28 protein-coding genes and 5 tRNA genes are annotated in these 25,832 nt (G+C 34.4%); 25 read left to right on the plus strand and 8 right to left on the minus strand.

What is annotated here, in order from left to right; all coding sequences use genetic code 11:
• Positions 1 to 30 precede the first annotated feature (30 nt).
• The 8 genes from CELAL_RS11665 to CELAL_RS11700 all read right to left on the minus strand — a co-directional run bounded on the left by CELAL_RS11665 (position 31) and on the right by CELAL_RS11700 (position 6,517).
• On the minus strand, positions 31 to 633 hold the full coding sequence (locus CELAL_RS11665) for a phosphoribosylanthranilate isomerase (RefSeq protein ID WP_041558119.1): 603 nt from the start codon (positions 631 to 633) through the stop codon (positions 31 to 33).
• Positions 634 to 721: 88 nt separating this feature from the next.
• On the minus strand, positions 722 to 1,510 hold the full coding sequence (trpC, locus tag CELAL_RS11670) for an indole-3-glycerol phosphate synthase TrpC (RefSeq protein WP_013551117.1): 789 nt from the start codon (positions 1,508 to 1,510) through the stop codon (positions 722 to 724).
• A gap of 8 nt (positions 1,511 to 1,518) precedes the next feature.
• Positions 1,519 to 2,514 (minus strand): anthranilate phosphoribosyltransferase, encoded by a 996-nt coding sequence (gene trpD / locus CELAL_RS11675; protein ID WP_013551118.1) that lies wholly within the window; start codon positions 2,512 to 2,514, stop codon positions 1,519 to 1,521.
• A 93-nt stretch (positions 2,515 to 2,607) separates the two neighbouring features.
• Entirely contained in the window at positions 2,608 to 3,174 is a 567-nt protein-coding gene (locus CELAL_RS11680; protein ID WP_013551119.1) for an anthranilate synthase component II, read from the minus strand.
• A gap of 2 nt (positions 3,175 to 3,176) precedes the next feature.
• Positions 3,177 to 4,574: an anthranilate synthase component I family protein gene (locus CELAL_RS11685; protein ID WP_013551120.1), complete on the minus strand. Its 1,398-nt coding sequence runs from the start codon at positions 4,572 to 4,574 to the stop codon at positions 3,177 to 3,179.
• 245 nt (positions 4,575 to 4,819) lie between these two features.
• Positions 4,820 to 5,404, minus strand: a complete 585-nt coding sequence (locus CELAL_RS11690) for a YceI family protein (RefSeq protein WP_013551121.1) — start codon at positions 5,402 to 5,404, stop codon at positions 4,820 to 4,822.
• Positions 5,405 to 5,429: 25 nt separating this feature from the next.
• Positions 5,430 to 6,062 (minus strand): NAD(P)H-dependent oxidoreductase, encoded by a 633-nt coding sequence (locus tag CELAL_RS11695; RefSeq protein ID WP_013551122.1) that lies wholly within the window; start codon positions 6,060 to 6,062, stop codon positions 5,430 to 5,432.
• 8 nt (positions 6,063 to 6,070) lie between these two features.
• A complete protein-coding gene (locus CELAL_RS11700) occupies positions 6,071 to 6,517 on the minus strand; it encodes a MarR family winged helix-turn-helix transcriptional regulator (protein WP_013551123.1) in 447 nt (148 codons plus the stop codon).
• 414 nt (positions 6,518 to 6,931) lie between these two features.
• On the opposite strand from CELAL_RS11700, the gene CELAL_RS11705 reads away from it, so the two are divergent.
• The 25 genes from CELAL_RS11705 (at position 6,932) to rpoB (ending at position 25,828) form a co-directional block, all read left to right on the plus strand.
• Entirely contained in the window at positions 6,932 to 7,636 is a 705-nt protein-coding gene (locus CELAL_RS11705; RefSeq protein WP_013551124.1) for a hypothetical protein, read from the plus strand.
• On the plus strand, positions 7,629 to 8,066 hold the full coding sequence (locus CELAL_RS11710) for a hypothetical protein (RefSeq protein ID WP_013551125.1): 438 nt from the start codon (positions 7,629 to 7,631) through the stop codon (positions 8,064 to 8,066). The genes CELAL_RS11705 and CELAL_RS11710 overlap by 8 nt, the downstream gene beginning before the upstream one ends.
• The gene (locus tag CELAL_RS22725) at positions 8,050 to 8,175 is read left to right on the plus strand and encodes a hypothetical protein (RefSeq protein ID WP_262481726.1); all 126 of its coding nucleotides are present in this window, start codon (positions 8,050 to 8,052) and stop codon (positions 8,173 to 8,175) included. Before CELAL_RS11710 ends, CELAL_RS22725 begins: the two co-directional genes overlap by 17 nt.
• A gap of 148 nt (positions 8,176 to 8,323) precedes the next feature.
• Complete coding sequence (locus CELAL_RS11715) at positions 8,324 to 8,635, plus strand: rhodanese-like domain-containing protein (protein WP_013551126.1); 312 nt, start codon at positions 8,324 to 8,326, stop codon at positions 8,633 to 8,635.
• 120 nt (positions 8,636 to 8,755) lie between these two features.
• Entirely contained in the window at positions 8,756 to 10,036 is a 1,281-nt protein-coding gene (locus tag CELAL_RS11720) for a DUF2851 family protein (RefSeq protein WP_013551127.1), read from the plus strand.
• A gap of 9 nt (positions 10,037 to 10,045) precedes the next feature.
• On the plus strand, positions 10,046 to 10,273 hold the full coding sequence (locus CELAL_RS11725) for a PspC family transcriptional regulator (protein ID WP_013551128.1): 228 nt from the start codon (positions 10,046 to 10,048) through the stop codon (positions 10,271 to 10,273).
• 3 nt (positions 10,274 to 10,276) lie between these two features.
• Positions 10,277 to 11,284, plus strand: a complete 1,008-nt coding sequence (locus CELAL_RS11730; RefSeq protein ID WP_013551129.1) for a potassium channel family protein — start codon at positions 10,277 to 10,279, stop codon at positions 11,282 to 11,284.
• 88 nt (positions 11,285 to 11,372) lie between these two features.
• Entirely contained in the window at positions 11,373 to 13,082 is a 1,710-nt protein-coding gene (locus CELAL_RS11735) for an alanine/glycine:cation symporter family protein (protein WP_013551130.1), read from the plus strand.
• Between the two features lie 11 nt (positions 13,083 to 13,093).
• Positions 13,094 to 13,975 (plus strand): ComEA family DNA-binding protein, encoded by an 882-nt coding sequence (locus CELAL_RS11740; protein ID WP_013551131.1) that lies wholly within the window; start codon positions 13,094 to 13,096, stop codon positions 13,973 to 13,975.
• A gap of 87 nt (positions 13,976 to 14,062) precedes the next feature.
• Positions 14,063 to 15,232, plus strand: coding sequence for an acyl-CoA dehydrogenase family protein (locus CELAL_RS11745; protein WP_013551132.1), 1,170 nt, complete (start codon positions 14,063 to 14,065; stop codon positions 15,230 to 15,232).
• Positions 15,233 to 15,366: 134 nt separating this feature from the next.
• Positions 15,367 to 15,561 (plus strand): 30S ribosomal protein S21, encoded by a 195-nt coding sequence (gene rpsU / locus CELAL_RS11750; RefSeq protein ID WP_013551133.1) that lies wholly within the window; start codon positions 15,367 to 15,369, stop codon positions 15,559 to 15,561.
• A 106-nt stretch (positions 15,562 to 15,667) separates the two neighbouring features.
• Positions 15,668 to 16,558: a tyrosine-type recombinase/integrase gene (locus CELAL_RS11755; protein ID WP_041558121.1), complete on the plus strand. Its 891-nt coding sequence runs from the start codon at positions 15,668 to 15,670 to the stop codon at positions 16,556 to 16,558.
• A gap of 440 nt (positions 16,559 to 16,998) precedes the next feature.
• A tRNA-Thr gene (locus CELAL_RS11760) sits at positions 16,999 to 17,072 on the plus strand.
• A 25-nt stretch (positions 17,073 to 17,097) separates the two neighbouring features.
• Positions 17,098 to 17,179: transfer RNA gene (locus CELAL_RS11765), tRNA-Tyr, on the plus strand.
• Positions 17,180 to 17,280: 101 nt separating this feature from the next.
• Positions 17,281 to 17,353: transfer RNA gene (locus CELAL_RS11770), tRNA-Gly, on the plus strand.
• Positions 17,354 to 17,434: 81 nt separating this feature from the next.
• Positions 17,435 to 17,506, plus strand: a tRNA-Thr gene (locus CELAL_RS11775).
• Positions 17,507 to 17,560: 54 nt separating this feature from the next.
• The gene (gene tuf / locus CELAL_RS11780; protein WP_013551135.1) at positions 17,561 to 18,748 is read left to right on the plus strand and encodes an elongation factor Tu; all 1,188 of its coding nucleotides are present in this window, start codon (positions 17,561 to 17,563) and stop codon (positions 18,746 to 18,748) included.
• 73 nt (positions 18,749 to 18,821) lie between these two features.
• Positions 18,822 to 18,894: transfer RNA gene (locus CELAL_RS11785), tRNA-Trp, on the plus strand.
• 73 nt (positions 18,895 to 18,967) lie between these two features.
• Positions 18,968 to 19,156 carry a preprotein translocase subunit SecE gene (secE, locus tag CELAL_RS11790; RefSeq protein ID WP_013551136.1) on the plus strand — a complete coding sequence of 63 codons (189 nt, stop codon included), beginning with the start codon at positions 18,968 to 18,970 and terminating at the stop codon, positions 19,154 to 19,156.
• A gap of 10 nt (positions 19,157 to 19,166) precedes the next feature.
• Positions 19,167 to 19,718: a transcription termination/antitermination protein NusG gene (gene nusG, locus CELAL_RS11795; RefSeq protein ID WP_013551137.1), complete on the plus strand. Its 552-nt coding sequence runs from the start codon at positions 19,167 to 19,169 to the stop codon at positions 19,716 to 19,718.
• 68 nt (positions 19,719 to 19,786) lie between these two features.
• Complete coding sequence (gene rplK, locus CELAL_RS11800) at positions 19,787 to 20,224, plus strand: 50S ribosomal protein L11 (RefSeq protein ID WP_013551138.1); 438 nt, start codon at positions 19,787 to 19,789, stop codon at positions 20,222 to 20,224.
• An 18-nt stretch (positions 20,225 to 20,242) separates the two neighbouring features.
• The gene (gene rplA / locus CELAL_RS11805; protein WP_013551139.1) at positions 20,243 to 20,932 is read left to right on the plus strand and encodes a 50S ribosomal protein L1; all 690 of its coding nucleotides are present in this window, start codon (positions 20,243 to 20,245) and stop codon (positions 20,930 to 20,932) included.
• 11 nt (positions 20,933 to 20,943) lie between these two features.
• Positions 20,944 to 21,462 (plus strand): 50S ribosomal protein L10, encoded by a 519-nt coding sequence (gene rplJ / locus CELAL_RS11810; protein ID WP_013551140.1) that lies wholly within the window; start codon positions 20,944 to 20,946, stop codon positions 21,460 to 21,462.
• A 53-nt stretch (positions 21,463 to 21,515) separates the two neighbouring features.
• Positions 21,516 to 21,887 carry a 50S ribosomal protein L7/L12 gene (rplL, locus tag CELAL_RS11815; protein ID WP_013551141.1) on the plus strand — a complete coding sequence of 124 codons (372 nt, stop codon included), beginning with the start codon at positions 21,516 to 21,518 and terminating at the stop codon, positions 21,885 to 21,887.
• A 131-nt stretch (positions 21,888 to 22,018) separates the two neighbouring features.
• A complete protein-coding gene (rpoB, locus tag CELAL_RS11820) occupies positions 22,019 to 25,828 on the plus strand; it encodes a DNA-directed RNA polymerase subunit beta (RefSeq protein WP_013551142.1) in 3,810 nt (1,269 codons plus the stop codon).
• The last annotated feature ends 4 nt before the right edge of the window (positions 25,829 to 25,832 follow it).

Raw genomic sequence — 25,832 nt, forward strand, 5'->3', positions numbered from 1 at the left:
GCTAAAGAATGCTTAAAATTCCATTATATTTTAGTTCTTTTTCAAATTTTTTATCAATTGTTCTAAGCTGTCAATATCCTTAAGACCAGGTGATGTTTCAAATTTACTATTGACATCTATGGCATGGCAATATTTTGAAGCGGGTACCTTTAAGAATGCTTCAAGCTTAGTTATTTCTTCAAGACCAATACCACCACTTAGGAAATAGGGTTTTTTAGAAGGGTATTTCTTTAATACATCCCAATTAAAAGTATACCCATTTCCTCCAGGAAGTTTTCCTTTGGTATCAAATAAAAAGAAATCTGTAACCTCTTCGTAGGCTTCTAAAACATTAAAATTAAATTCTTCTTTAATAGAAAAAACTTTAATGATTTGAATTGTACTATTTTTTTCTTTTAATGCTTTGCAGAATTCTGGAGATTCATGACCATGAAGTTGTACAGCCAACAACTTATAATCTTCCACTTTACGAGAGATTTCTTCGATAGTAGCATCAACAAATACCCCCACTTTTTTAATATGATGTGGAATTGCTTCCAGCGGACCTTCAAAATTTCTTTTAGAAGGTTCCCAAAAGATAAACCCTAAATAATCAGGTTGCAATGCAGCAACTTTAGCGGTATTAAATTTCATGCCGCAAATTTTTAACTTTAGATGATGATGTTCTAAAGTTGTCGGTACTTTGTCTAATAGAGTATATTTATCTGCCGTCATTTCTATATTATTTGGCTTCTAATTGTTCAATGAATTTTTTAGCGTGAGCACCAGGAGTATCGGTTTTCATAAAATTCTCACCAATTAAAAAACCTTGGTATCCATAGTCTTTCAAATCTTGAATAGCAGCGATAGAACTTATTCCGCTTTCAGAAACTTTTACAAAATCATCAGGAATTAAAGCAGAAAGAGCTTTACTTGTTTCTAGACTTACGTCAAAAGTTTTTAAGTTTCTATTATTTACACCTAACATATCTAAACTTGGCATGATAGATTTCTGTAACTCTTCTTCGTTGTGAACCTCTAATAGCACATTTAGTTTTAGGCTTTTTGCAAATTCAGAAAGATTTTTAATTTCTTCTTTTGATAAAATAGCAGCAATCAATAAAATTACATCTGCCCCATAGGCTTTTGCTTCTAAAAGTTGGTATTCATCAATAATAAATTCTTTACGGAGTAATGGAAATTTTGTAGCGGCTCTTGCAATAAGAAGATCATCTAGAGAGCCCCCAAAGTATTTGGCATCGGTTAAAACAGACATTCCACATACTCCTGCAGCTTCATAGCCAGTAGCAACATCTTGTACATTTAAACTTTGGTTGATTTCTGATTTAGAAGGCGATCTTCTTTTGTGTTCTGCAATGATGCCAGAGGCACTATTGCGTAATGCGGTCGCTAGAGAATTTTCAGGTCTGGCAAATAAAACAGATTGCTCTAATTGCGAAACGGGAATTAGCGCTTTTCTAAGTGCTACTTCCTTGCGTTTGTCTAGTACTATTTTATCTAATATGTTCATCTTAAAATTTATAAGGCACTCAATGCTTGTAGTTTTTTTAAAGCGGCTAATCCTCTTCCACTTACTAATGATTCTTTTGCTCTTTCAAAACCTTGCATCGGGGTTAAGCCGTCAACAGTAGCAATGGCCATTCCTGCATTAGCGCAGACCACATTAATTTGAGCTTCGGTACCTTTTCCTTGTAAAATATTTAAGAATATTTGAGCAGATGCTTCAATACTTTCTCCTCCTGCAATTTCTTGCATGCTTACCGCACGTACGCCAAAATCTGATGGCTTAAGCATACTTTCTGTGGTGTTAGATATTGTTTTTGTGTTACCCGTTAAAGAAATTTCATCATACCCATCTAAGGCATGAAGTACCGTAAAGTTTTTATCGGTATTCTGATAAAGGTATCCATACATTCTAGCGAGTTCTAAATTGAAGACACCCACCATCTGATTTTTTGGAAATGCAGGGTTCACCATTGGACCCAACATATTAAAAAATGTTTTTACCGCTAGTTCTTTTCTGATGGGAGCTACATTTTTCATGGCTGGGTGAAATAAGGGAGCGTGTAAAACACAAATTCCGGCCTCATCAATGCTTTTTTCTAAAAAACCAGCGTCACTACTAAATTTGATTCCTAGAAATTCCATAACGTTGCTGCTTCCACACTTGGAAGAAACGCCGTAATTACCATGTTTGGTGACTTTAATACCAGCTCCTGCAGTAACAAAAGAAGCTAGCGTAGAGATGTTGAACGTATCTTTTCCATCACCACCCGTACCGCATAAATCTACGGGATTATAGGCAGATAAATCTACGGCTAAACAAAGTTCTAGTAAGGCATCACGAAAACCCTCTAGTTCTTCTATCGTTACACTACGCATCATATATACTGTTAAAAAAGCAGCAATCTGGCTGGTGTTGTAATCTCCTTTTGCTATGTTAACCAATACCTGCTTTGCATCTGCTTTAGCGAGTACATCGTGGTTAATTAGTCTGTTTAATATATCTTTCATAATCTCCTCGTTACCATTCCAAGCGGGAACAGTTTTTAGTGTGTTATTACTTTATTTTTTAATCCCCCTAAATTAAGGTGTTTCTTTTCTAGCTTAAGATAATAACCAGTTCTGTAAAATCTTTTTCCCGTCAGGAGTCAAGACAGACTCTGGGTGAAATTGTACCGCAGATACATCGTAAGTAGTATGGCGCAATGACATAATTTGTCCATTTATATCAAAAGAGGTAGCAATCACAGAGTTGGGTAAATCTTTAGGGTTTACGACCCAAGAATGGTAGCGGCCCACTTTTATTTCTGAAGGTAAATCTTTAAAAAGGGCATCCTCTTGTGTAATAGTAATAGGGGTAGCAATACCATGATAAACCTGTTCAAGGTTAATCAATGAGCCCCCAAATACTTCGGCAATTGCTTGTTGTCCTAAGCATACACCAAAAATTTTCTTAGTTGGAGCGTAGGTTCTAATAATATCTTTTAATAAACCTGCTTCTTCAGGGATTCCTGGTCCTGGAGAAAGAACGATGTATTCAAAAGCATCAACCTCTTCTAAAGAAAGTTGATCGTTTCTTTTTACAATCACTTCGCAATCTAGATCTTCTAAGTAATGAACTAAATTATAGGTGAAGCTATCGTAATTATCTATGACTAAAATTTTCTTCATGATTATATGGTCTCAGCAATTTCAAGTGCTTTTGTTAAAGCACCAAGTTTATTATAGGTCTCTTGTAATTCGTCTTCAGGCTTAGAGGCAGCAACAATTCCTGCGCCAGCTTGGTAATGTAGGCTATGGTTTTTACTAAGAAAGGTTCTAATCATAATAGCATGATTAAAGTTTCCATTAAAATCCATAAAACCTATAGCACCACCATAATAGCCTCTACTTGTTTTTTCGTATTTTTCTATCAACTGCATCGCCATGTGTTTTGGAGCACCACTTAACGTACCTGCAGGAAAAGTATCTGCAACTACTTTCATGGTGGGGATGTCTTTTTTCTTTTGACCAACCACTTTAGATACAAGGTGAATAACGTGCGAAAAGAATTGTACTTCGCGGTAATTAGTTACTCTCACCATATTTCCATTACGGCTCAAATCGTTTCGTGCTAAATCTACCAGCATTACATGCTCGCTATTTTCTTTATCATCCTCCGTCAATTCTTTTGCGATAATGGCATCTTTTTCATCATCTCCGGTACGTTTAAAAGTACCGGCTATAGGATGAATTTCTGCAGCACCATCTTTAACGATTAATTGTGCTTCTGGAGAACTTCCGAATATTTTAAAATCGCCATAATCAAAATAGAATAAATAAGGTGATGGATTTATAGAGCGTAGCGCTCTGTACACATTGAATTCATCGCCTTTAAATCCTTGAGAAAAACGACGTGATAATACCAGTTGGAAAACATCACCTCTTTGGCAATGCTTTTTAGCTAGTTTTACCTGTTCTTTAAAATCATCATCTTCTAAATTTGAAGCAACTTTACCATCTAGGGTAAAGTTATAAGAAGCGAAATTCTTTACGTTTAATATTTGCTCTATTTCAGTGACGTTACTCTCTGATTCGTAACAGTTAGAAAAAATGTAGGCTTCATTTTTAAAATGATTTATAGCGATGATATTTTTATAAACAGCATAATAAATATCTGGTATCGCAACCGAATTCTCTTTTTTAGAAACATTTACATCTTCAAAATACCGAACGGCATCATAAGCCATATAGCCAAAGAGGCCATTATCAATAAATTTAAAATCGTTCTCATCGGCTATAAACCTTTTGCTGTAATCTTCAATGATGCTGACCACATCCGTAGAAGTGTCAATAGCTATTTCTTCAACCTTACCATCCGGGAATTGCTGGGTGATAATTTCGTTTTCTACTTTAATAGATGCAATAGGATTGCAGCAGATATAAGAGAAACTGTTGTCATTGGCATGGTAGTCACTTCCTTCCAGTAAAATGCTGTTGGGGAAACGATCTCGAATTTTAAGGTATACACTTACCGGAGTAATTGTGTCGGCAAGTATTTTCTTGTAATGGGTATGTAGTTTGTACGTCATCTTTAATGCTATAAAATAAGTAAGGCTTGTCGTGATGACAAGCCTTATATATATATTTAATACAATGGTGCTTTGCTCACGCGTTTTTTCGTAAGTTATTCCACCACCATGTATTTACAGTTAAATTTTTCATTGACTCCAAAGATAGAAATCATTTTTAAGATTTCAAACAGCATTTCATAAAAAAAATAAACCCCACAATACAATTAACAGTAGCGTGGGGTTTTGTTATTTTTTTAATAGGTTTAGAATTGTAAATCTACTACTAAATCAAATTCATCATAGATTGCTTTATCTTTCAACGTATCTGTAAAGTTAGTAGAACCATAATGTATGTCGTAAACAGTTCTATCAACTTTTAAGTTAGCGGTTGCTTTACTCCCATAAACAGAAACATCAAAAGAAACTGGTGCAGTTTTACCTTTAATGGTTAAATCTCCTGTTACTTCATAAGAATTTTTGCCAGTAGCTTTTACAGTAGTGAAAATCAATTTAGACGTATTATGAGCTTCAACACCAAAAAAGTCATCAGAATTTAAGTGACCTTCTAATTTTTCTTTGCCTTCGCCCGCTTTTAAATCTTCAACACTAATAGTTGCCATATCTATAAGGAACTCACCGCCAGTTAATTTATCGCCATCAAATAGTAATGTTCCAGACTTTAGGTTAATTTTTCCGTAGTGAGATCCTGCAAACTTATACCCTTTCCAAGTTACAGTACTAGTTTCGGCATTTACTTCTTTCTTTTCACCATCTATTGGGTTTACTCCTGCAGTTGCAGCTGTTGCTATTACGATTGCAAATACGGCACTTAAAATATTTTTTTTCATGTTTTTAAAATTTAGTGATTGTTGTTTATATGTATTGAATTAATTTTTCTTTGGATTTTCTAACCTTTTTATAATGCTGTGTGTCATCATCTTCAGCTCTGTAGCCAATAGTTACCAGTACAGAGGTATTTAAGTTTTGAGCGTCTAAGCCTAAAATCTTATTAAACTCGGCAGGTTCAAAACCTTCCATAGGGCAGGTGTCAATTTTTAAATCGGCCGCAGCAGATAATACATTTCCTAGTGCAATATACGTTTGTTTAGCTGCCCAGATAGCTTTTGTTTCATCAGAAAGGGGCATTAGTTTAGACTTCATGAAATCTGAATAACCTGCTAATGCTTCAGAAGGTATACCCCTAGTTTCACTTATATCCTCGATATGATTGTCTATTAATTCTTCATTAAAGGTGGTATGATGTACGAAAGCTATTAAATAGCTAGCATCCGTTATTTGCGATTGTCCCCAAGCAAATGGTTTTAATTGTTCACGAATAGTAGGATCTTCTATTACGAGTATTTTGTAGGGTTGTAGCCCATAAGAAGATGCCGTTAAGGATGCAGCGTCTAAAATAGTTTCAAAATCTTCTTTAGCCACTTTCTTAGTAGTATCAAATTTCTTGGTGGCGTAACGCCAATTTAAGTTATCAATATAATTGCTCATGTTTTAGTTTAAAATTTGTCAAATAATTTATTCAATAGTATTAAATCTTCATTGGTAAACTTCTCTAGAATAATGTCTTCAGAAGTTATCATTGCTTTATCCATTTTTAGTAAAACCTCTTGTCCAGAAGCTGTTATATAGATCTCCACTTTTCTTCGGTTGCTTTCGCAAGTAGTACGCTCTACATATCCTTTTAGAATTAGCTTATCTACAAGCCTGGTCGTATTACTCATTTTAGTAACCATACGTTCGTTGAGGGTGCTCAAATTTGCAGCCTTGCCATTCTGACCTCTTAAAATTCGCAAAACATTAAATTGTTGAAGCGATACATCAAAAGGTTTTAACTGATTCATTGTAATCTCTGTAATCTTATTGCCTACTAGGTTTAAATGAATAAGAGTCCTTTGGCGTAAAGGAATTTCTTTGTCTGTTTTTATGATGGCTTCTACATTCATGTTGATACAATAATTGTATATACAAATGTATATTTATTTTTTTGATGTATTTATTAATTATTTGTTAAATTTTTGTAGCGCTACCGCTATCTTGTTTCGGTTAAACCAAAATACTATCTGGAAATTTTTGGAGTTCATTAAAATGGGCAAAAGCTTTTAATTACGCCTTAGTTAAAACTAGATTTTATAAAACTCCTAATGGGGGCATAGTATATGTGCCTAAAGGTGAAATTTCTCATTTTAATGATGATGGGGCAGTTTATAGAATAAAAGTAGATGATAAAGAGTACTTTTGGGACTACAGAGAAGGATTATAGTATGATGTTTACAATAACATTTATAGTTCAAATGGTAATGTTTTGATTGGCAACCGTAGTCCAAGGTATGTAAAAGAAGCTTACAGAAAATTAATGAATGTACGAGTACGTTACCCCCAATGCCTATTTAAGTGTAATAATAGGTAATGGTATGCAAGAGTATACCATTAGCCATTTTAATGCAAGTACTGGTGGGGTTACGAGCTTTGGTGGAGCTTATTATAATGGTAAAGATTTTAATGAAAAAGATTATCCAGAAGTTGGCACAGGAGAATCATTTGTACCTATTTTGGACTCTGGTAAACAAGCCTATTATGATTTTCAAGATGGGGACCATGGTTGGCGAGCATTGAATACTGGTATGGCAATTTCTGATGTTTTTTTGGTGAAGTCTGTATTTAGCGGTTTATGGAAAGCTGTTTTGTCAAAAGGTGTTGTTGGTGGCACTAAGCGGTACTTTGGTTACGGAATGTCGCATGAATATGGTGCAAGCGTTGCAAGATGGAAACGAATGGGTGTTGATATGAGTGGGAAAAAACATCATTGGGCTATAAGTCGCGAATTAATGGAACGACAACCTTGGCTAAAGCAGATAGGCAATCAGACCTGGAATTTAAAACGTTTTGGCAGTATAGCAAGCCACATGCGTTGGGGGCATGGGAATGCTTTTCCTAGTGAAGAATTATCACGTATAATTTACTGGAAATTAGCTTATCCTATATCTTCAGCCCCATGGTGGTTTAGATTAGGTGGAATTTCGACAGGTGGTCGTTTATATCAAAATATCGAGAGGGATGAATAATAGTATAATGTTCCCAGCTTTATATGTGAATCATATGACAGGTGATATTGGTGTCTATATTAGAAAAAAAAGAATTGCAGCAGAATCTTTTTTAAGAGATAAAAAGCATGTCAAAACATATCAAAAAAATGTTGTCATCATAGATTCGCAAGGAAATGTTTATACTCAAATACGCAAGAAACAAGCAGGTGAAATTAGTTTATGGCATAGTATTGTATATTTAACTAAGATGGTTTATGTTGAATCTGTTGTTGAAGATGAAGTTGGTTTCATGAGTTTATCAGAACTAAAAGCAACGATTATGGTTATTGTAAAAAATAAACCAAAAAAATGGCTTCCACTTGGTCCTGTAAATGTTGTACAAGAATTCTTAGATGAAGCAAAAACATATAAAGAGGTTATGCGAGTCTTCAATGCTAAAATTAAATAATTTTCAAGATGGTGATTATGGTTGGGGAGCATTGAACACAAGTACGGCAATTTCTGATGTTTTTTTTATCGTTCCCTATTTGGTGGCTTTGGTAAGGCAATTTAGATAGCTTTTAGAAATCTACATGCTTCTTTTTAAAACATTGGTTGCATACTTTTCGTTAAGAGTATTAAATTGTAAGTTCTAATCTCTAGGCCTAGTGTAAGGTTTTATTTAAATAATGCACTATTTTTGGAGAACTTAAAATACATAAAGAAATGGCAGATTTATCACAAGAAGAATGGGTAGCGCAATTAAATAATGATGACAATGCTTTTATTTTAGATGTCCGTACGCCTGAAGAAGTAGAAGAGGGTTACATCCCAGAGGCTACAAATATAGATATACATTTAGGACAAGGTTTTTTAGATGAAATAGAGAAACTAGATAAAAGTAAAAACTACTACGTGTATTGCCGTTCAGGAGCAAGAAGTGGGCAAGCTTGTGCTATTATGAATAGTGTAGGTTTTAAAAATGCAGATAATTTATTAGGTGGTTTTATGAATTGGGAAGGTGAAGTGGCTGAGTAATTTCAGGAACCTTAAAGAGATTTTTTTTAAAAGAGGAAAGACATAAATACTGATGTAGTCAGTGTTTATGTCTTTTTTGCTTTTATTTACTATCTTATGCCTTGTAAACTATACCATTACATGCGCGAAGACTTTCTTCATTTTATTTGGAAACATAAGAAAATTCCCATAGCTAACTTGATAAGTACAACTAATGAAGCTATTGAAATAGTTAAAGTGGGTACGCACAATTATTTTGCGGGACCAGATTTTTTCAATTCACAGATTAGAATAGGGAATCAATTATGGGCGGGTAATGTAGAGATACACATTAAAGCCTCTGATTGGTATGCACACAACCATGAACTTGATGCAAACTATGCTAATGTAATATTACATGTGGTCTGGGAAGAGGATACCGCTATTTATCGTAAAGATAATATACCTATTCCAACGTTAGAGCTTAAAACTTATTTGCCGGAAGAATTAGTTTTGAGCTATGAAAAGCTATTTTCAAAAAGTGGCAAAAGTTTTATTAATTGTGAAAAACAAATTGAAGACGTAGCTGCTTTTACACTTAGAAATTGGCTAGATAGATTATATTTTGAACGTTTAGAAGATAAATCGAAGCTTATTTTAAAGCTTTTAGAAGATTCTAAAAATAATTGGGAAGAAGTATTGTTTGTGATGCTTTTGAAAAATTTTGGATTAAAAATAAATGGAGATGCTTTCTTGAGTTTGGCTCAGCACGTAAATATAGCTGTTATTCGAAAAATAGGAGGGAATACTATGCAGCTCGAAAGTTTGTTATTTGGGCTTTCGGGTTTATTAGATGAAAGTAATGATGATATTTTTTTTAAAGAATTAAAAAAAGAATATCAGTACGTGAAACTTAAATTTCAATGTACAGGAGATGGTGTTTTAAAACCGGCATTTTTTAAGTTGAGACCACCTAACTTTCCAACAATTAGATTATCACAATTTTCAAATTTATATTCGGGTCAACATAACTTGTTCAGTAAGCTTATTGAAGCTACAACTTTAGAAGAAATGTATTCTATTTTTAGCGTAGATGCTAGTGTGTACTGGGATACTCATTATACATTTGGTAAAGAATCTAAAAAAAGCAAAAAGAAACTCACTAAAAAATTTATAGATCTTTTGATTATAAACACCGTGCTGCCACTAAAGTTTTGCTATGCGCACCACCATGGAAAACCGATTGATGAGGTTTTGATTGCTATAATTTCAGACATCAAAAAAGAAGAAAATACCATTATACATAAGTTTGATGCGTTAAAGGTTTCTGTGTCTAACGCAATGGAGAGTCAGTCTATTCTGCAATTATACAACGAGTATTGTACTAAAAATAAATGCTTGCAATGTGCTATAGGTAATAGGTTATTAAAAGGAAATGATTAATTTTAACACATGAATTTTTTATATCAACTATTATACTTTTTTCAAAAACACGGTTTTGAAGTATGTAGGCGTATAGCCGAGCGTTTAGGGATTCGTATACGTGTGGTAAGAACTTCATTTATTTATCTAACCTTTGTAACACTCGGTTTTGGTTTTGCCTTGTATTTGTTTGTTGCCTTTTGGTTAAAAATTAAAGATTTGGTATATACCAAAAGAACTTCGGTCTTTGACTTGTAAGCTATGCTAAGACTTTTTAGATCTAAAATATATTTAGCGGTATTTCTTATGACGGCAGTGTTGTTGTTTGGAGTATTGGGCTATCGTTATATTTCAAATTACGATTGGGTAGACGCTATTTACATGACGGTAATCACTGTAACTACTGTTGGGTTTTCAGAAGTAAGGCCGTTAGATGCGCAATCAAAATTTTTTACCATATCATTAATCGTTTCGAGTGTATTTATATTTGCCTTTGCTATTTCTGTTATAACAGAATATGTTCTAGGTAGAAATTCTCTTCAATTATTAAAAAAGAAAAAAGTGAAATCTAAAATTAATAGTCTTACAGATCATGTCATTATTTGCGGTTATGGAAGAAATGGTACACAGGCAGCAGAACGTTTAAAAGCGTACAAGCGTCCATTTGTCGTTATAGAAAAGGATAAAGAAATTATTGAACGTTTTGAAGAAAATATACTTTTTATTGAAGGTGATGCTAATGATGATGAAGTTTTATTAGAAGCGGGTATTGAACGAGCAAAATTTTTAATCACGGCACTTCCTGATGATGCTACAAATTTATTTGTAGTGCTTTCATCGCGACAGTTAAATAAAGATTTATTTATCATTAGCCGAGCATCATTATCAACATCACAAAAAAAACTTGTACTTGCGGGTGCTAATAAAGTAATTATGCCAGATAAGATTGGTGGAGACCATATGGCGTCTTTAGTTGTGATGCCAGATTTGATCACCTTTATAAATAAACTTTCTGTAGAAGGTGGGCATACCACGAATTTAGAGGAAGTTTCAATAGAAGATTTTACAGATCAAATGGAATGTAATTCCCTTAGAGACTTAGATTTAAGGAGAAAAACAGGCTGCACAATTATTGGATATATTTCTCCAGAAGGGGAGTATATAATAAATCCTGAAGCAGATTTACAATTGCAACCCAAAAGCAAGGTAATCGTCTTAGGAAGGCCAGAACAAATTCGTAAATTAAACGAAATGTTTCATATCGTTTAAACAGATTTAAATAATATTCCTTGATTGCGTAGTTTTTTTTTAGGATATTGCTGACGACTAGACTAATTATAAAACAAATTTACATATTATGAAGTATAGACTTCTTACGCTGTTTACATTAATGGCACCTATTATTACCTTTTCTCAGGAGGTTGTGGAAAAAGGATTGGATGAAAAAATTGACGAAGCATTTAAGCCTATTTCAGATTTCTTTTCCGCGGTAATATTTTTTAATGTTTGGCAAGATCCAGATATTCCGTTTGTATTAGTTTTATTAGTAGCCAGTGCATTATTTTTTACCATCTATTTTGGTTTTCCAAATGTAAGATACTTCGGAAAAGCTATCAGTACGGTTAGAGGAAAGTATGAAGATATAGAAAAACATGGTGCTAAAGAATTATACGGAGAAGACGGTATAGCACAAGGTCAAGATTTGTCAAATGTTGATATTGAAGAGCATTTAGTAGGTTTAGAAGATGATTTGGCCGTAAGCGGCGATATAATAGATACGATCAGAGATGAAAGTTCTGACGGAGAAGTAAGTCACTTTCAGGCACTTGCCACTGCAGTATCTGGTACTGTTGGTAATGGTAACATTGCCGGGGTTGCCTTAGCAATTGCACTAGGGGGGCCTGGAGCTACGTTCTGGATGATCGTATGCGGGCTTTTAGGGATGTCTACAAAATTTGTGGAATGTACTTTAGGGGTTCAATACCGTGATGTAGGTGAAGATGGAACTGTTTATGGTGGTCCAATGTATTACTTAAGTAAAGGATTAAAACAGAAAGGATTTAAGAAATTAGGGAAAGTTGCAGCAGTAGTTTTTGCTATTTTCTGTATTGGTGGTTCTTTTGGTGGTGGTAACGCTGCACAATCTAATCAGGCTACTATTGTATTAAAAGAATTGTTTAATTGGCAAAGTAGTGCAGCCGGTGCTATTGTAGGTTTGGTACTTGCAGTCTTAGTAGGCGTTATTATTATAGGAGGTATTAAAAGAATTGCTCAAGTAACAGAAAAGGTAGTGCCATTTATGGCAATTATGTATGTAGTTGCTTGTTTGTATATCATTTTTGCTAATATTAGTTTAGTTGATGATGCTGTTTCACTTATTGTATCGGAAGCATTTAGTCCTAAAGCAGCTAGTGTAGGTGGTTTTATAGGCGTCTTGTTAGTTGGATTTAAGAGAGCAGCCTTTTCTAATGAAGCAGGTGCTGGTTCTGCGTCTATCGCACACTCAGCAGTACGTACAAAATATTCTGCAAGTGAAGGTCTAGTAGCGTTGTTGGAGCCATTTATTGATACTGTTTTAATCTGTACGATGACCGCTTTAGTAATTGTTATTTTTAATTTTGGAGGTTATTTTGAATATGGTTTAGATGTAAGTTCTGATGGTAGTGGTGCTGTTCAAATAGGAGCAGATGTTGTTCAAGGTGCTGGTATTACAGCTAAGGCTTTTGCGGCATACATACCTTATTCTAATGTTTTCTTAACAATAGCCGTAGTATTGTTTGCGGTGTCTACTATGATTTCTTGGTCTTATTATGGACTACAATCATGGAAATTTTTATTCGGTAGAGGTAAAGCGGCAGATTTAACCTATAAATTTTTATTCCTTGCTTTTGTGGTTATTGGTGCTGCAGCAAGTATGGGGTCTATCTGGGCATTTTCAGATGCAATGATTTTTGCAATGGTGTTCCCGAATATGGTAGGATTATTTTTCCTTTTCCCTGTAGTTAAAAAACAGCTGAAGAGATACCTTGATGCAATTAAGCTTAAGTATGATGCTATTGAAGATTAAATAGTACACTTATGAATATTTTTAAATCCCACTTCAAGTTCTCAAAACAAGAACGAAGTGGGATTTTCTTTTTACTCTTTTTTATTGTACTACTTCAAATTGTGTATACCTTTTATATTACAAGGCTAGATGATGCCTCTTTAGTGCATCTTAAAGAAGATAAAAAGGGGCAATCTCAAATAAATGAGCTTAAGAAAAATGCACGGCGCAAAGATAGCATCGTGATTTTTCCTTTCAATCCTAATTACATTACAGATTATAAAGGATATTCTTTAGGAATGTCTGTGTTAGAAATTGATAGGTTGCATGCGTATAGGGCAAACCGTAAATTTGTAAATTCTATTGAAGATTTTCAAAAGGTAACTTTGGTGTCAGATTCTTTGATAACTAAAATTTCGCCCTATTTTAAATTTCCTGATTGGGTTACTAATAAACGTTCTAAAAAAGAAGAAACTTTGGTTTCTACTACAAGAAGTGTCAAGGCCAATAAACAGTTGGTCAGTGATATTAATTTAGCGACCGCTTTAGAGTTAAGAGCGGTAAATGGTATAGGGGATAAGTTGTCGGCACGAATAATCAAATTCAGAGATAGGTTAGGGGGTTTTATAGATGATGAGCAGGTTTCTGAGGTCTATGGGTTAGACCCTGTGGTGCTTAAGAGAATTGCAGCGCACTTTAAAGTTTTATCCATACCTAAGCTTAATAAAATAAATATCAATACAGCTTCGGTTTCAGAACTGTCAAAATTAGTGTATCTAAATTATACGGTATCGAATGCTATTGCCCGCTATCGTGAAGAAAATGGAGCTTTCCATTCCTTTGATGAATTAAAAAATATAGAGGGGTTTCCTTCCGAAAAAATCAATAGAATATCTTTATATTTGGCATTATAAAAAAAAAGTTATGAAAAATATCACGATTTACTTTTTAAATGTGTGGTATTTTCATCTTAGAAACTAATTTTCAAAATATATATATAGATGAAAAGTATGTACTTCACAGAAGAGCATCAGTTGTTTAGAGAAAGTCTCAAAAGTTTTTTAAAGAAAGAAGTTGTTCCTCATATAGATAAATGGGAGAGTACAGGTACTATAGAGCGCTTTATTTGGGCTAAATTTGGCGAAATGGGATATTTTGGTCTCGCCACTCCAGAAAAAGATGGAGGCTTAGAATTAGATTTGTTTTATACGGTTATCTTTTTAGAGGAACTTCAGAAAATAAATTCAGGCGGATTTGCTGCAGCAATGTGGGCGCATGCATATTTGGCAATGACCCATTTGAACAAAGAGGCAGATGATGAGTTAAAAAAACAATACCTAACGCCAAGTGTACTAGGAGAAAAAATTGGTTGTTTGTGTATATCTGAGCCTTTTGGAGGGAGTGATGTGGCAGGAATGCTTACTACTGCTGAAAAAAAAGGCGACACTTATGTTATTAATGGTTCTAAAACATTTATAACTAATGGTGTGTATTGCGATTATATGATCGTTGCAGCTAAAACTAATTCAGAATTAGGGAATAAAGGGATTAGCATATTTTTGATTGATAAAAAAACACCAGGAGTATCCGCAACTAAATTAAATAAATTAGGATGGCGTGCTTCAGATACAGGAGAGATTGCCTTTGATAATGTTACTATTCCTGCATCTAACCTTATGGGAGAAGAAAATAAAGGTTTTTCTTATATTATGGAACATTTTGCTTTAGAACGTTTAATCATGGGTATAAATGCTCATGCAAGAGCAGAATATGCTTTAGATTATGCGTTACAATATATGTCAGAGAGACAGGCTTTTGGAAAAACCATAGATAAGTATCAGGCGTTACGTCATCGTTTTGTAGAACTGCAAGCAGATATGGAAATGTGTCGTGAATATAATTATTTGGTTGCTTACAGGTTAAATAAAGGAGAATATGTTGTTAAAGAAGCTACCATTTCTAAGTTGAAGTCTACTAAAATGGCAGACGAGGTAATTTATGATTGCTTACAATTCTTAGGAGGGTATGGGTATATGGAAGATTATCCGTTAGCAAGATTACTTCGGGATAGTCGTTTAGGGCCTATCGGAGGAGGTACTTCAGAAATTTTAAAAGAGATTTTGGCTAAAATTATGATCGATAAAAAAGAATATAAGACCACTAAAGTGTAATAATATTGTTTTTATTTCATTGATTATGAGCGGTCTAAGGTTTATTTTTTTGATTTTATTGCATATGGGTTGCTAATTGTCAAATAGTTTATATCTTTGCAGTCTTAATCACTAAAGAGAGGAGGTTGTAGCCCATGTTAATTATACCAATAAAAGAAGGAGAAAACATAGATAGAGCATTGAAGCGTTTCAAGCGTAAGTTCGATAGAACTGGAACAATGCGTCAATTGAGAAAGCGTCAGCAGTTTACGAAGCCCTCAGTTGCACGTAGAGCTCAGATTCAAAAAGCGCATTATATTCAAGGCTTGAGAGATCAAGAAGAGATATAATATCTAACAATTTATAATATAATTAAGCCTCGCAATTTTTTTTGCGAGGCTTTTTTGTTGTTTAATTTATATGAGTGTTGTAGGTAATCTTTTGTATTTTTACTATATGTCTGTAGTTGCATTTATTGCTTATTTATCCTTAGAGAAAAAGTATTCCTTAAATACTATAAAGGCTTATGAAAATGATCTAAACGAGTTTATCTTGTTTTGTAAGGATACGAGCGAGGTGGTTAATATTGATGAGGTGTCTTATGTTATGATCCGAAATTGGATCGTTGCTCTGGTTGCAGCTAAAATTGTAAACCGGACAATTAATAGGAAGATAGCTTCTTTAAAAGCATACTATAAATTCTTATTAAAAACAGAAACTATATCTGTTACACCTCTTGCTAAACATAAAGCTTTAAAAACAGCTAAAAAAATTGAGATTCCTTTTTCTGAAGCAGAAATGAATGAAATCTTAGTTGCAATACCATTTTCAGAAGATTTTGAAGGGATTAGAGATAAGTTAATTATAGAGTTGCTTTATGCTACGGGAATACGTCGCATAGAGTTGGTCAATTTGAAAGTTGTAAATGTTGACTTAAGGCAAAAAACAATTAAAGTTTTAGGGAAAAGAAATAAAGAACGGATTGTTCCATTAGTGGCTTCTTTGGTCTTGTTGTTTCAGGAGTATTTAGATGCGCGTAGTTCTGTTGTTTCTGTAGGTGCGAAAGAGTTTGTCTTTTTGTTAAAGTCGGGAGGTAAAATTTATGAAACGCTTGTGTATAGGGTTATAAATCATTATTTCGGTTTGGTGTCTAGTAAAGTAAAAAAGAGCCCTCATATTCTCCGACATACTTTTGCAACGCATTTGTTAAATAAAGGTGCCGATTTAAATTCTGTAAAAGAATTGTTAGGGCATGCTAGTTTAGCCTCTACGCAAGTGTATACTCATAATAGTATAGCGGAATTAAAAAAAGTTCATTTGAAGTCGCATCCTAGAAATAAAAATTAGATTTTATTTTAGATGAACTAGTCTTTAAATTTTAATGTGATGATAGTGTATTTTAACTGATGTGTTTCAATGAAGAAGGTAATTTGATGAGTTCTTTTTAAATCGGATTAAAAAAATAATCATTTTTCTAAAAAAAAATTATTTTTCTACTTTTTATCTAGAAGTTAAAAAAAGGAAGTTTATAGTGCTGTGTTTTGGGATGTATTAAATTGTATGTGCTTAAAAATGAATTTATTGTAAATAAGTATAGCGGTTCATTTAAAGTGGTTCTGGGTAAGGTGTGTGATTCGTTAAATAGGGGCTTAGTGTGGTAAAAAGAGAAAATTAAGAAAAAAAAGTAAAATTTTATTGAAAAACATTTTGAATAACTAAAAATATATCTACATTTGCAGTCCGTTAGAAAAGCGGGCTTTTTTTAAGCCAAAAAAAGTTAGTAAAAAGCCGATGTAGCTCAGCTGGCTAGAGCAGCTGATTTGTAATCAGCAGGTCGTGGGTTCGAGTCCCTCCATCGGCTCTTAAGTTCTTTAAAATAATGGTTCGGGGAGATACTCAAGCGGCCAACGAGGGCAGACTGTAAATCTGCTGACTACGTCTTCGCAGGTTCGAATCCTGCTCTCCCCACTTTAAAGAATTTATTTTTAAAAGTATTAAGTGCAATTGAAAAATTGTTCTTAAATTTGAAATGTTGAAATATTGTTGACTTGTAAAGTTGGCAAATAATTGCGAGAGTAGCTCAGTTGGTAGAGCGTCAGCCTTCCAAGCTGAATGTCGCCGGTTCGAACCCGGTCTCTCGCTCTAATAAAACCTTGAGTTTAAAAGGTTGTTTTTTTTGGGTTTTAATCTTCTTTTTAGTATTTGGATTATGAACTCAGATAGGCCGGTGTAGCTCAGGGGTAGAGCGTTTCCTTGGTAAGGAAGAGGTCATGAGTTCAAATCTCATCATTGGCTCAAATAAGACATAAATTGTACACTAATATAAACTAAGATTAAAATTCAATAAACATGGCTAAGGCAACATTTGATCGTTCTAAACCGCACTTAAATATCGGTACTATTGGACACGTAGATCACGGTAAAACTACATTGACTGCCGCTATTACAACAGTTTTAGCAAACGCAGGATTGTCTGAAATGAGAAGTTTCGACTCAATTGATAATGCACCTGAAGAAAAAGAAAGAGGAATTACTATTAATACATCACACGTAGAATATTCTACAGCTAACCGTCATTACGCTCACGTTGACTGTCCAGGTCACGCGGATTACGTAAAGAACATGGTTACTGGAGCTGCTCAGATGGATGGTGCTATTCTTGTTGTTGCTGCTACTGATGGTCCAATGCCACAAACACGTGAGCATATCCTTTTAGGTCGCCAGGTTGGTATTCCTAGAATGGTTGTATTCATGAATAAAGTGGATATGGTTGATGATGAAGAATTATTAGAGCTTGTTGAAATGGAAGTTAGAGAATTGCTTTCTTTCTATGAGTATGATGGTGATAATGGTCCTGTAATTGCTGGTTCTGCTTTAGGAGCATTAAACGGTGAGCAAAAATGGGTTGATACAGTTATGTCTTTAATGGATGCTGTTGATTCTTGGATCGAATTACCTAAGAGAGATGTTGAAAAAGATTTCTTAATGCCAGTTGAAGATGTATTTACTATTACGGGTCGTGGTACTGTTGCTACTGGTCGTATTGAAACTGGAATAGCGAACACTGGTGATCCTGTTGAGATTATTGGTATGGGTGCTGAGAAATTAAATTCTACAGTTACTGGAGTTGAAATGTTCCGTAAGATATTAGATAGAGGTGAAGCTGGTGATAACGTAGGTCTTTTATTGAGAGGTATTGAAAAATCTCAAATAAAAAGAGGTATGGTAATCTGTAAGCCAGGTTCAGTTAAGCCACATGCTAAATTCAAAGCAGAGGTTTATGTTCTTAAGAAAGAAGAAGGTGGTCGTCATACACCATTCCATAACAACTACCGTCCTCAGTTCTATGTAAGAACTACAGATGTTACAGGAACAATTATGCTTCCTGATGGAGTTGAAATGGTAATGCCAGGTGATAACCTTACTATTAATGTTGAATTATTATCTCCAATTGCTTTGAGTGTTGGTTTACGTTTCGCTATCCGTGAAGGTGGTAGAACTGTAGGTGCAGGTCAGGTAACAGAGATTACAGATTAAGCAATATAGAGTATAAAAATTATTTTCATCAAGGGTGTCCGTTATTAACGGATACCTTTCGATGTAAATAGAAACGGGTGTAGCTCAGTTGGTAGAGCACTGGTCTCCAAAACCAGGTGTCGTGAGTTCGAGTCTCCCCTCCCGTGCTAATAAAGAGAGGTTATTAAGCGAGAAATTGGTTAATGGCCTATTGTATTATAAAAGTAAATCTTTCGCAGCATGTTAACATATATCAAGGAATCCTTTGAGGAGCTTAGGACTAATATAACATTACCTTCCAAATCTGAAGCATCAAATTTGATGGTAATTGTTGCTGTTTTTTCTATTTTATTTGCTTTGGCGACTTGGGGTGTAGACAGTCTTTTTAGTTATTTAATTGATATCTATTTTGATAAATTAATAAATTAAGAAAAGATCTATGTCAGAAGTATTGGATAAGAAGTGGTATGTAGTTAGGGCTGTAAGTGGTCAAGAAAATAAAATAAAGGGTTACATCGAATCAGAAGTAGCTCGTTTAGGTTTTGGAGACTATTTAGATGAGGTTTTAGTGCCTACTGAAAAGGTAATTCAAGTTCGTAATGGAAAGAAGGTAAATAAAGAAAGAGTTTATTTTCCTGGATACATTATGGTTAAAGCTAACCTTGGAGGTGAGGTTGCCCATATTATACGTTCTATTACTAACGTAATTGGTTTTCTAGGTGAAACTAAAGGAGGAGATCCTGTTCCATTAAGAAAAACCGAAGTAAATAGAATGTTAGGTAAGGTTGATGAGTTAACTGTTACAACAGAAAATGTTGCTATTCCTTTTGTTATGGGAGAAACGGTTAAGGTTATTGACGGACCTTTTAATGGATTTAACGGAACAGTTGAAAAAATTAATGAAGAGAAGCGTAAGCTTGAGGTTATGGTGAAGATTTTCGGAAGAAAAACTCCATTAGAACTAAGTTATATGCAGGTAGAGAAAGTATAAATTTAGAACTGTTACATAAAAAAAGTTGTGTTGCTTCCAATTGACACAATTTAATTTAATTTAAGACAATGGCAAAAGAAATTAGTAAAGTAGTTAAACTACAAGTTAGGGGAGGTGCAGCGAATCCGTCGCCACCGGTTGGACCCGCTTTAGGTGCTGCCGGTGTTAACATCATGGAGTTCTGTAAGCAATTTAATGCACGTACGCAGGACAAACAGGGTAAAGTTTTACCTGTTGCTATCACCGTATACAAGGATAAGTCGTTTGACTTCGTTGTAAAGACACCGCCGGCGGCAGTTCAGCTTATGGAAGCGGCTAAGATTAAAAAAGGATCAGGTGAACCTAACCGAGTTAAGAACGGAAACGTATCTTGGGATCAAATTAAGACTATCGCTGAAGATAAAATGGTAGATCTTAATGCATTTACAATCAATTCTGCGATGAGCATGGTTGCTGGTACTGCAAGATCTATGGGTTTGAAGGTTTCAGGAACTAGACCTTTTTAATATCTTAAAAGCAATATAATGGCAAAATTAACGAAAAATCAAAAAGAAGCGCTTTCTAAGATTGATAAGAATAAAATCTATTCTTTAGCTGAAGGGTCTGCTTTGATAAAAGAAATCACAAAAGCAAAATTTGATGCATCTGTTGAACTCGCTGTTCGTTTAGGAGTAGATCCTAGAAAAGCGAATCAAATGGTGCGTGGTGTAGTTACTTTACCTCACGGTACAGGTAAGGATGTAAAAGTTCTTGCTTTGGTAACTCCAGATAAAGAAGCAGAAGCTAAAGAAGCTGGTGCTGATTTTGTAGGTTTAGATGAGTATTTAGAAAAAATTAAAGGCGGTTGGACAGATGTTGATGTTATCATCACTATGCCAAGTGTTATGGGTAAATTAGGTCCTTTAGGTAGAGTATTAGGTCCTAGAGGTTTAATGCCTAACCCTAAAACAGGAACAGTAACTATGGATGTAGCGAAAGCTGTAGCTGAAGTTAAAGCTGGTAAAATTGACTTTAAAGTTGATAAAACTGGTATTGTTCATGCTGCAATTGGTAAAGTTTCATTTTCAGAAGATAAAATCTACGAAAATGCTAAAGAACTTATTGATACTTTAAATAAGTTGAAACCAACTGCTTCAAAGGGTATTTATATTAAGAGTATTTTCATGTCTAGTACGATGAGTCCTAGTGTGCAATTAGATACTAAATCAGTTTAATTCGTATTAAGATGACAAGAGAAGAAAAATTAAACGTAATAGAAGATTTAACTGCGAAATTAGGTGATGCTACTACAATATACTTAGCTGATATATCTGGTTTAGATGCAGTTACTACTTCAGATTTAAGAAGAGCTTGTTTTAAAGCTAATATTAAATTAGCTGTAGTTAAAAATACCTTGCTTGCTAAAGCAATGGACGCTTCTGATAAAGACTTCGGAGAACTTCCTGATGTTCTTAAGGGTAGTACTTCTTTAATGTTTGCAGAAACTGGTAACGGTCCTGCAAAATTGATAAAAGCTTTTAGAGCTAAAACTAAAGACAAACCATTATTAAAAGGTGCTTTTGTAGAAGAGGCAGTTTATATTGGTGACGATCAATTAGAAGCTTTAGTTAATATCAAATCTAAAGAAGAAGTTATTGGTGATATTATCTCTTTACTTCAGTCTCCGGCTAAGAATGTTATTTCTGGTCTTAAGTCTGGTGGTGGTAAAATTGCTGGTATTCTTAAAACTTTATCAGAAAGATAAAACGTACGCACTAAAAACAATTATATTTTAAAAATTTATTAAACGATAGAAAAATGGCAGATTTAAAAGATTTCGCAGAACAATTAGTTAACTTAACAGTAAAAGAAGTTAATGAATTAGCTAATATATTAAAAGATGAGTACGGTATCGAACCTGCTGCTGCTGCTGTTGCAGTTGCTGCTGGTGGTGGTGATGCTGCTGTTGCTGAAGAGCAAACAGAATTTGATGTTATCTTAAAAGCAGCTGGTGCTTCTAAGTTAGCAGTTGTTAAATTGGTTAAAGAATTAACTGGTTTAGGTTTAAAAGAAGCTAAGGATATCGTTGATAGCGCACCAAAAGCAATCAAAGAAGGTATCTCTAAAGATGAAGCAGAAGGAATTCTTAAGTCATTAGAAGAAGCTGGAGCAGAAGTTGAGCTTAAATAGTAGAAGCAACCATAATATTTTTGGTTTAGGTCTATTCACATTTGTGTCTAGACCTAAACCTATTTATGTATGTAGCCTTAAATTACATACAATTTTAGAGTAAGTATTCATAATCAAAATTTTGTCCATTGATGGTTACAAATCAGACTGAGAGAATAAATTTCGCATCCGCTAAGAACATTCCGAATTATCCGGATTTCTTGGACATTCAGGTGAAGTCGTTTCAAGATTTTTTTCAATTAGAAACTAAATCTGACGAAAGGGGAGATGAAGGACTATATAATACATTTCAAGAGAATTTTCCTATTACAGATACTAGAAACCAGTTCGTATTAGAGTTCCTTGATTATTTTATTGATCCTCCTCGTTATTCTATACAAGAATGTATAGAGCGTGGTCTTACCCATAGCGTTCCGCTAAAAGCAAGATTAAAATTATATTGTACTGATCCGGAACATGAGGATTTCGAAACTATTGTTCAGGATGTATATTTAGGTACTATCCCTTATATGACGCCAAGTGGTACTTTTGTTATCAATGGTGCAGAGCGTGTTGTTGTATCACAATTACACAGATCACCAGGTGTTTTCTTTGGACAATCATTCCATGCAAATGGAACAAAATTATATTCTGCGAGAGTTATTCCTTTTAAAGGATCTTGGATAGAATTTGCAACTGATATCAATGGCGTTATGTATGCTTACATTGATAGAAAGAAAAAATTACCTGTTACTACACTTTTTAGAGCCATTGGTTTTGAAAGTGATAAAGATATATTAGAGATTTTTGACCTTTCTGAAGAGGTTAAAGTTTCTGTAGCGGGACTTAAAAAAGTGCTAGGTCGTAAATTAGCGGCAAGAGTATTAAATACTTGGCATGAAGATTTCGTAGATGAAGATACTGGTGAGGTAGTATCTATTGAAAGAAATGAAATTGTTTTAGATCGTGATACTATTTTAGAAAAAGAACACATTGAGCAGATTGTTGATGCTGATGTTAAAACGGTTCTTTTACATAAAGAAAGTGCTGCTCAATCTGATTATGGTATCATTCATAATACACTACAAAAAGATCCTACCAATTCTGAAAAGGAAGCAGTAGAACATATATACCGTCAATTACGTAACGCTGAGCCGCCAGATGAGGAAACAGCAAGAGGTATTATTGATAAATTATTCTTTTCTGATCAACGTTATAACTTAGGTGAAGTTGGTCGTTACAGAATGAATAAGAAATTAGGTTTAGATATTGGAATGGACAAGCAGGTCTTGACTAAAGAAGATATCATTACTATTATTAAATATTTAATTGAGTTAATTAATTCAAAAGCTGAAATTGATGATATTGATCACTTGTCTAACCGTCGTGTTAGAACCGTGGGTGAGCAATTATCACAACAGTTTGGTGTTGGTTTAGCACGTATGGCTAGAACAATTCGTGAGCGTATGAATGTACGTGACAACGAAGTGTTTACACCTATCGATTTAATTAATGCTAAGACATTATCATCAGTTATTAATTCTTTCTTTGGAACAAACCAGTTGTCTCAATTTATGGATCAAACGAATCCATTAGCTGAGATTACGCACAAGAGAAGATTATCTGCTCTTGGGCCAGGTGGTTTATCAAGAGAAAGAGCAGGTTTCGAAGTACGTGATGTTCACTATACACACTATGGTAGATTATGTCCTATTGAAACTCCTGAAGGGCCAAACATTGGTTTGATTTCTTCATTAGCCGTTTTTTCTAAAGTTAACTCTATGGGCTTCTTGGAAACTCCATATAGAAAAGTAGAAAATGGTAAAGTTGATATTCAAAACTTTGGCTATTTAAGTGCAGAGGAAGAAGAAGGAATGAAAATTGCGCAAGCAAACATTCCAATGGATGAAGAAGGTAATATTACCGCTGAGAAAGTTATTGCAAGAGAAGAAGGAGATTTCCCAGTTGTGGATCCATCTGAAATTCAATATACAGATGTTGCGCCTAATCAAATTGCATCTATTTCTGCATCGCTTATTCCATTCTTGGAACATGATGATGCGAACAGAGCATTGATGGGATCAAACATGATGCGTCAAGCAGTTCCTTTATTAAAACCTCAAGCGCCGATTGTTGGTACTGGATTAGAGCGTCAAGTTGCTTCTGATTCTAGAGTATTGATTAATGCTGAAGGAGATGGAGTTATACAGTATGTAGATTCTCTTATGATTACTATTAAGTATGATAGAACAGAAGAAGAGCGTTTAGTAAGTTTTGAAGATGATTCTAAAACTTATGAACTTGTTAAATTTAGAAAAACTAACCAAGGAACAAGTATCAACTTAAAACCTATCGTAAGAAAAGGTGATAAAGTTAGAAAAGGTCAAGTACTTTGTGAAGGGTATGCAACTGAAAATGGAGAGTTAGCTTTAGGTAGAAACCTTAAGGTAGCCTTCATGCCATGGAAAGGGTATAACTTTGAGGATGCAATTGTAATTTCTGAAAAAGTGGTTCGTGAAGATATATTCACCTCTATCCACGTTGATGAATATTCTTTAGAAGTTAGAGATACTAAATTAGGTGCAGAAGAATTAACTAATGATATACCAAACGTTTCAGAAGAGGCTACAAAAGACTTAGATGAAAATGGTATGATAAGAATTGGTGCTGAAGTAAAACCTGGTGATATTTTAATTGGTAAGATTACTCCAAAAGGAGAATCTGATCCTACTCCAGAAGAAAAATTACTTCGTGCTATATTTGGTGATAAAGCTGGTGATGTAAAAGATGCGTCTTTAAAAGCTTCACCATCATTAAGAGGTGTTGTAATTGATAAGAAATTATTCTCTCGTTCTGTAAAAGATAAGAGAAAACGTTCTGAGGATAAAGAAGCAATTTCTAATTTAGAATTAGAATACGAAGTTAAATTCCAACAATTAAAAGATGTTTTAATTGAGAAATTATTTAACCTAGTAAATGGTAAAACTTCTCAAGGTGTATTAAATGACCTTGGTGAAGAAGTACTTCCAAAAGGAAAGAAATATACCATGAAGATGCTTAATGCTGTAGACGATTTTGCTCACTTAGTTGGTGGACTTTGGACTACGGATAAGGATAATAATAACTTGGTTACAGATTTATTACACAACTATAAAATTAAACTTAATGACCTTCAGGGTAACCTAAGAAGAGATAAGTTTACGATTTCGGTTGGTGATGAGCTGCCAGCAGGTATTATGAAATTAGCTAAGGTTTATGTTGCTAAAAAACGTAAATTAAAAGTTGGTGATAAAATGGCAGGACGTCACGGAAACAAAGGTATCGTTTCTAGAATCGTACGTCATGAAGACATGCCTTTCTTAGAAGATGGTACACCAGTAGATATCGTGTTGAACCCATTAGGGGTGCCTTCTCGTATGAACATTGGTCAGATTTATGAAACTGTTCTTGGTTGGGCAGGTCTTAAATTAGGAAAGAAATATGCAACGCCAATTTTTGACGGTGCTAGTCTTGATCAAATCAATGCTTACACAGATGAAGCTGGTATTCCTAGATTTGGACATACCTATCTTTATGATGGTGGTACAGGACAACGTTTCGATCAACCTGCGACAGTTGGTGTTATCTACATGTTGAAATTAGGTCATATGGTAGATGATAAGATGCATGCTCGTTCAATCGGACCATACTCATTAATTACACAACAACCATTAGGTGGTAAAGCACAATTTGGGGGTCAACGTTTTGGAGAGATGGAAGTTTGGGCACTAGAAGCATATGGAGCATCTGCAACTTTACGAGAAATATTAACAGTTAAGTCTGATGATGTTGTTGGTAGAGCTAAAACATATGAAGCTATTGTAAAAGGAGAGACAATGCCAGAACCTGGTTTACCAGAATCTTTCAATGTATTAATGCATGAACTTAAGGGATTAGGTTTAGATATTAGGCTGGAAGAGTAGTAAG

Origin of the sequence: Cellulophaga algicola DSM 14237 (assembly GCF_000186265.1) — a bacterium.
Classification (GTDB): Bacteria; Bacteroidota; Bacteroidia; order Flavobacteriales; family Flavobacteriaceae; genus Cellulophaga; species Cellulophaga algicola.

What these genes read in the sequence shown, in the direction of transcription:
- rplJ (WP_013551140.1), top strand. Translation starts at nt 20,944, where the DNA reads ATGACAAGAGAAGAAAAATTAAACGTAATAGAAGATTTAACTGCGAAA.
- CELAL_RS11715 (WP_013551126.1), top strand. Translation starts at nt 8,324, where the DNA reads ATGGCAGATTTATCACAAGAAGAATGGGTAGCGCAATTAAATAATGAT.
- rplA (WP_013551139.1), top strand. Translation starts at nt 20,243, where the DNA reads ATGGCAAAATTAACGAAAAATCAAAAAGAAGCGCTTTCTAAGATTGAT.
- rplL (WP_013551141.1), top strand. Translation starts at nt 21,516, where the DNA reads ATGGCAGATTTAAAAGATTTCGCAGAACAATTAGTTAACTTAACAGTA.
- CELAL_RS11700 (WP_013551123.1), bottom strand. Translation starts at nt 6,517, where the DNA reads ATGAATGTAGAAGCCATCATAAAAACAGACAAAGAAATTCCTTTACGC.
- CELAL_RS11690 (WP_013551121.1), bottom strand. Translation starts at nt 5,404, where the DNA reads ATGAAAAAAAATATTTTAAGTGCCGTATTTGCAATCGTAATAGCAACA.
- CELAL_RS11685 (WP_013551120.1), bottom strand. Translation starts at nt 4,574, where the DNA reads ATGACGTACAAACTACATACCCATTACAAGAAAATACTTGCCGACACA.
- CELAL_RS22725 (WP_262481726.1), top strand. Translation starts at nt 8,050, where the DNA reads ATGCTAAAATTAAATAATTTTCAAGATGGTGATTATGGTTGGGGAGCA.
- CELAL_RS11735 (WP_013551130.1), top strand. Translation starts at nt 11,373, where the DNA reads ATGAAGTATAGACTTCTTACGCTGTTTACATTAATGGCACCTATTATT.
- CELAL_RS11695 (WP_013551122.1), bottom strand. Translation starts at nt 6,062, where the DNA reads ATGAGCAATTATATTGATAACTTAAATTGGCGTTACGCCACCAAGAAA.
- CELAL_RS11755 (WP_041558121.1), top strand. Translation starts at nt 15,668, where the DNA reads ATGTCTGTAGTTGCATTTATTGCTTATTTATCCTTAGAGAAAAAGTAT.
- secE (WP_013551136.1), top strand. Translation starts at nt 18,968, where the DNA reads ATGTTAACATATATCAAGGAATCCTTTGAGGAGCTTAGGACTAATATA.
- CELAL_RS11720 (WP_013551127.1), top strand. Translation starts at nt 8,756, where the DNA reads ATGCGCGAAGACTTTCTTCATTTTATTTGGAAACATAAGAAAATTCCC.
- CELAL_RS11705 (WP_013551124.1), top strand. Translation starts at nt 6,932, where the DNA reads ATGTACGAGTACGTTACCCCCAATGCCTATTTAAGTGTAATAATAGGT.
- CELAL_RS11665 (WP_041558119.1), bottom strand. Translation starts at nt 633, where the DNA reads ATGAAATTTAATACCGCTAAAGTTGCTGCATTGCAACCTGATTATTTA.
- nusG (WP_013551137.1), top strand. Translation starts at nt 19,167, where the DNA reads ATGTCAGAAGTATTGGATAAGAAGTGGTATGTAGTTAGGGCTGTAAGT.
- trpD (WP_013551118.1), bottom strand. Translation starts at nt 2,514, where the DNA reads ATGAAAGATATATTAAACAGACTAATTAACCACGATGTACTCGCTAAA.
- tuf (WP_013551135.1), top strand. Translation starts at nt 17,561, where the DNA reads ATGGCTAAGGCAACATTTGATCGTTCTAAACCGCACTTAAATATCGGT.
- CELAL_RS11680 (WP_013551119.1), bottom strand. Translation starts at nt 3,174, where the DNA reads ATGAAGAAAATTTTAGTCATAGATAATTACGATAGCTTCACCTATAAT.
- CELAL_RS11745 (WP_013551132.1), top strand. Translation starts at nt 14,063, where the DNA reads ATGAAAAGTATGTACTTCACAGAAGAGCATCAGTTGTTTAGAGAAAGT.
- CELAL_RS11740 (WP_013551131.1), top strand. Translation starts at nt 13,094, where the DNA reads ATGAATATTTTTAAATCCCACTTCAAGTTCTCAAAACAAGAACGAAGT.
- trpC (WP_013551117.1), bottom strand. Translation starts at nt 1,510, where the DNA reads ATGAACATATTAGATAAAATAGTACTAGACAAACGCAAGGAAGTAGCA.
- CELAL_RS11710 (WP_013551125.1), top strand. Translation starts at nt 7,629, where the DNA reads ATGAATAATAGTATAATGTTCCCAGCTTTATATGTGAATCATATGACA.
- rplK (WP_013551138.1), top strand. Translation starts at nt 19,787, where the DNA reads ATGGCAAAAGAAATTAGTAAAGTAGTTAAACTACAAGTTAGGGGAGGT.
- rpoB (WP_013551142.1), top strand. Translation starts at nt 22,019, where the DNA reads ATGGTTACAAATCAGACTGAGAGAATAAATTTCGCATCCGCTAAGAAC.
- CELAL_RS11730 (WP_013551129.1), top strand. Translation starts at nt 10,277, where the DNA reads ATGCTAAGACTTTTTAGATCTAAAATATATTTAGCGGTATTTCTTATG.
- CELAL_RS11725 (WP_013551128.1), top strand. Translation starts at nt 10,046, where the DNA reads ATGAATTTTTTATATCAACTATTATACTTTTTTCAAAAACACGGTTTT.
- rpsU (WP_013551133.1), top strand. Translation starts at nt 15,367, where the DNA reads ATGTTAATTATACCAATAAAAGAAGGAGAAAACATAGATAGAGCATTG.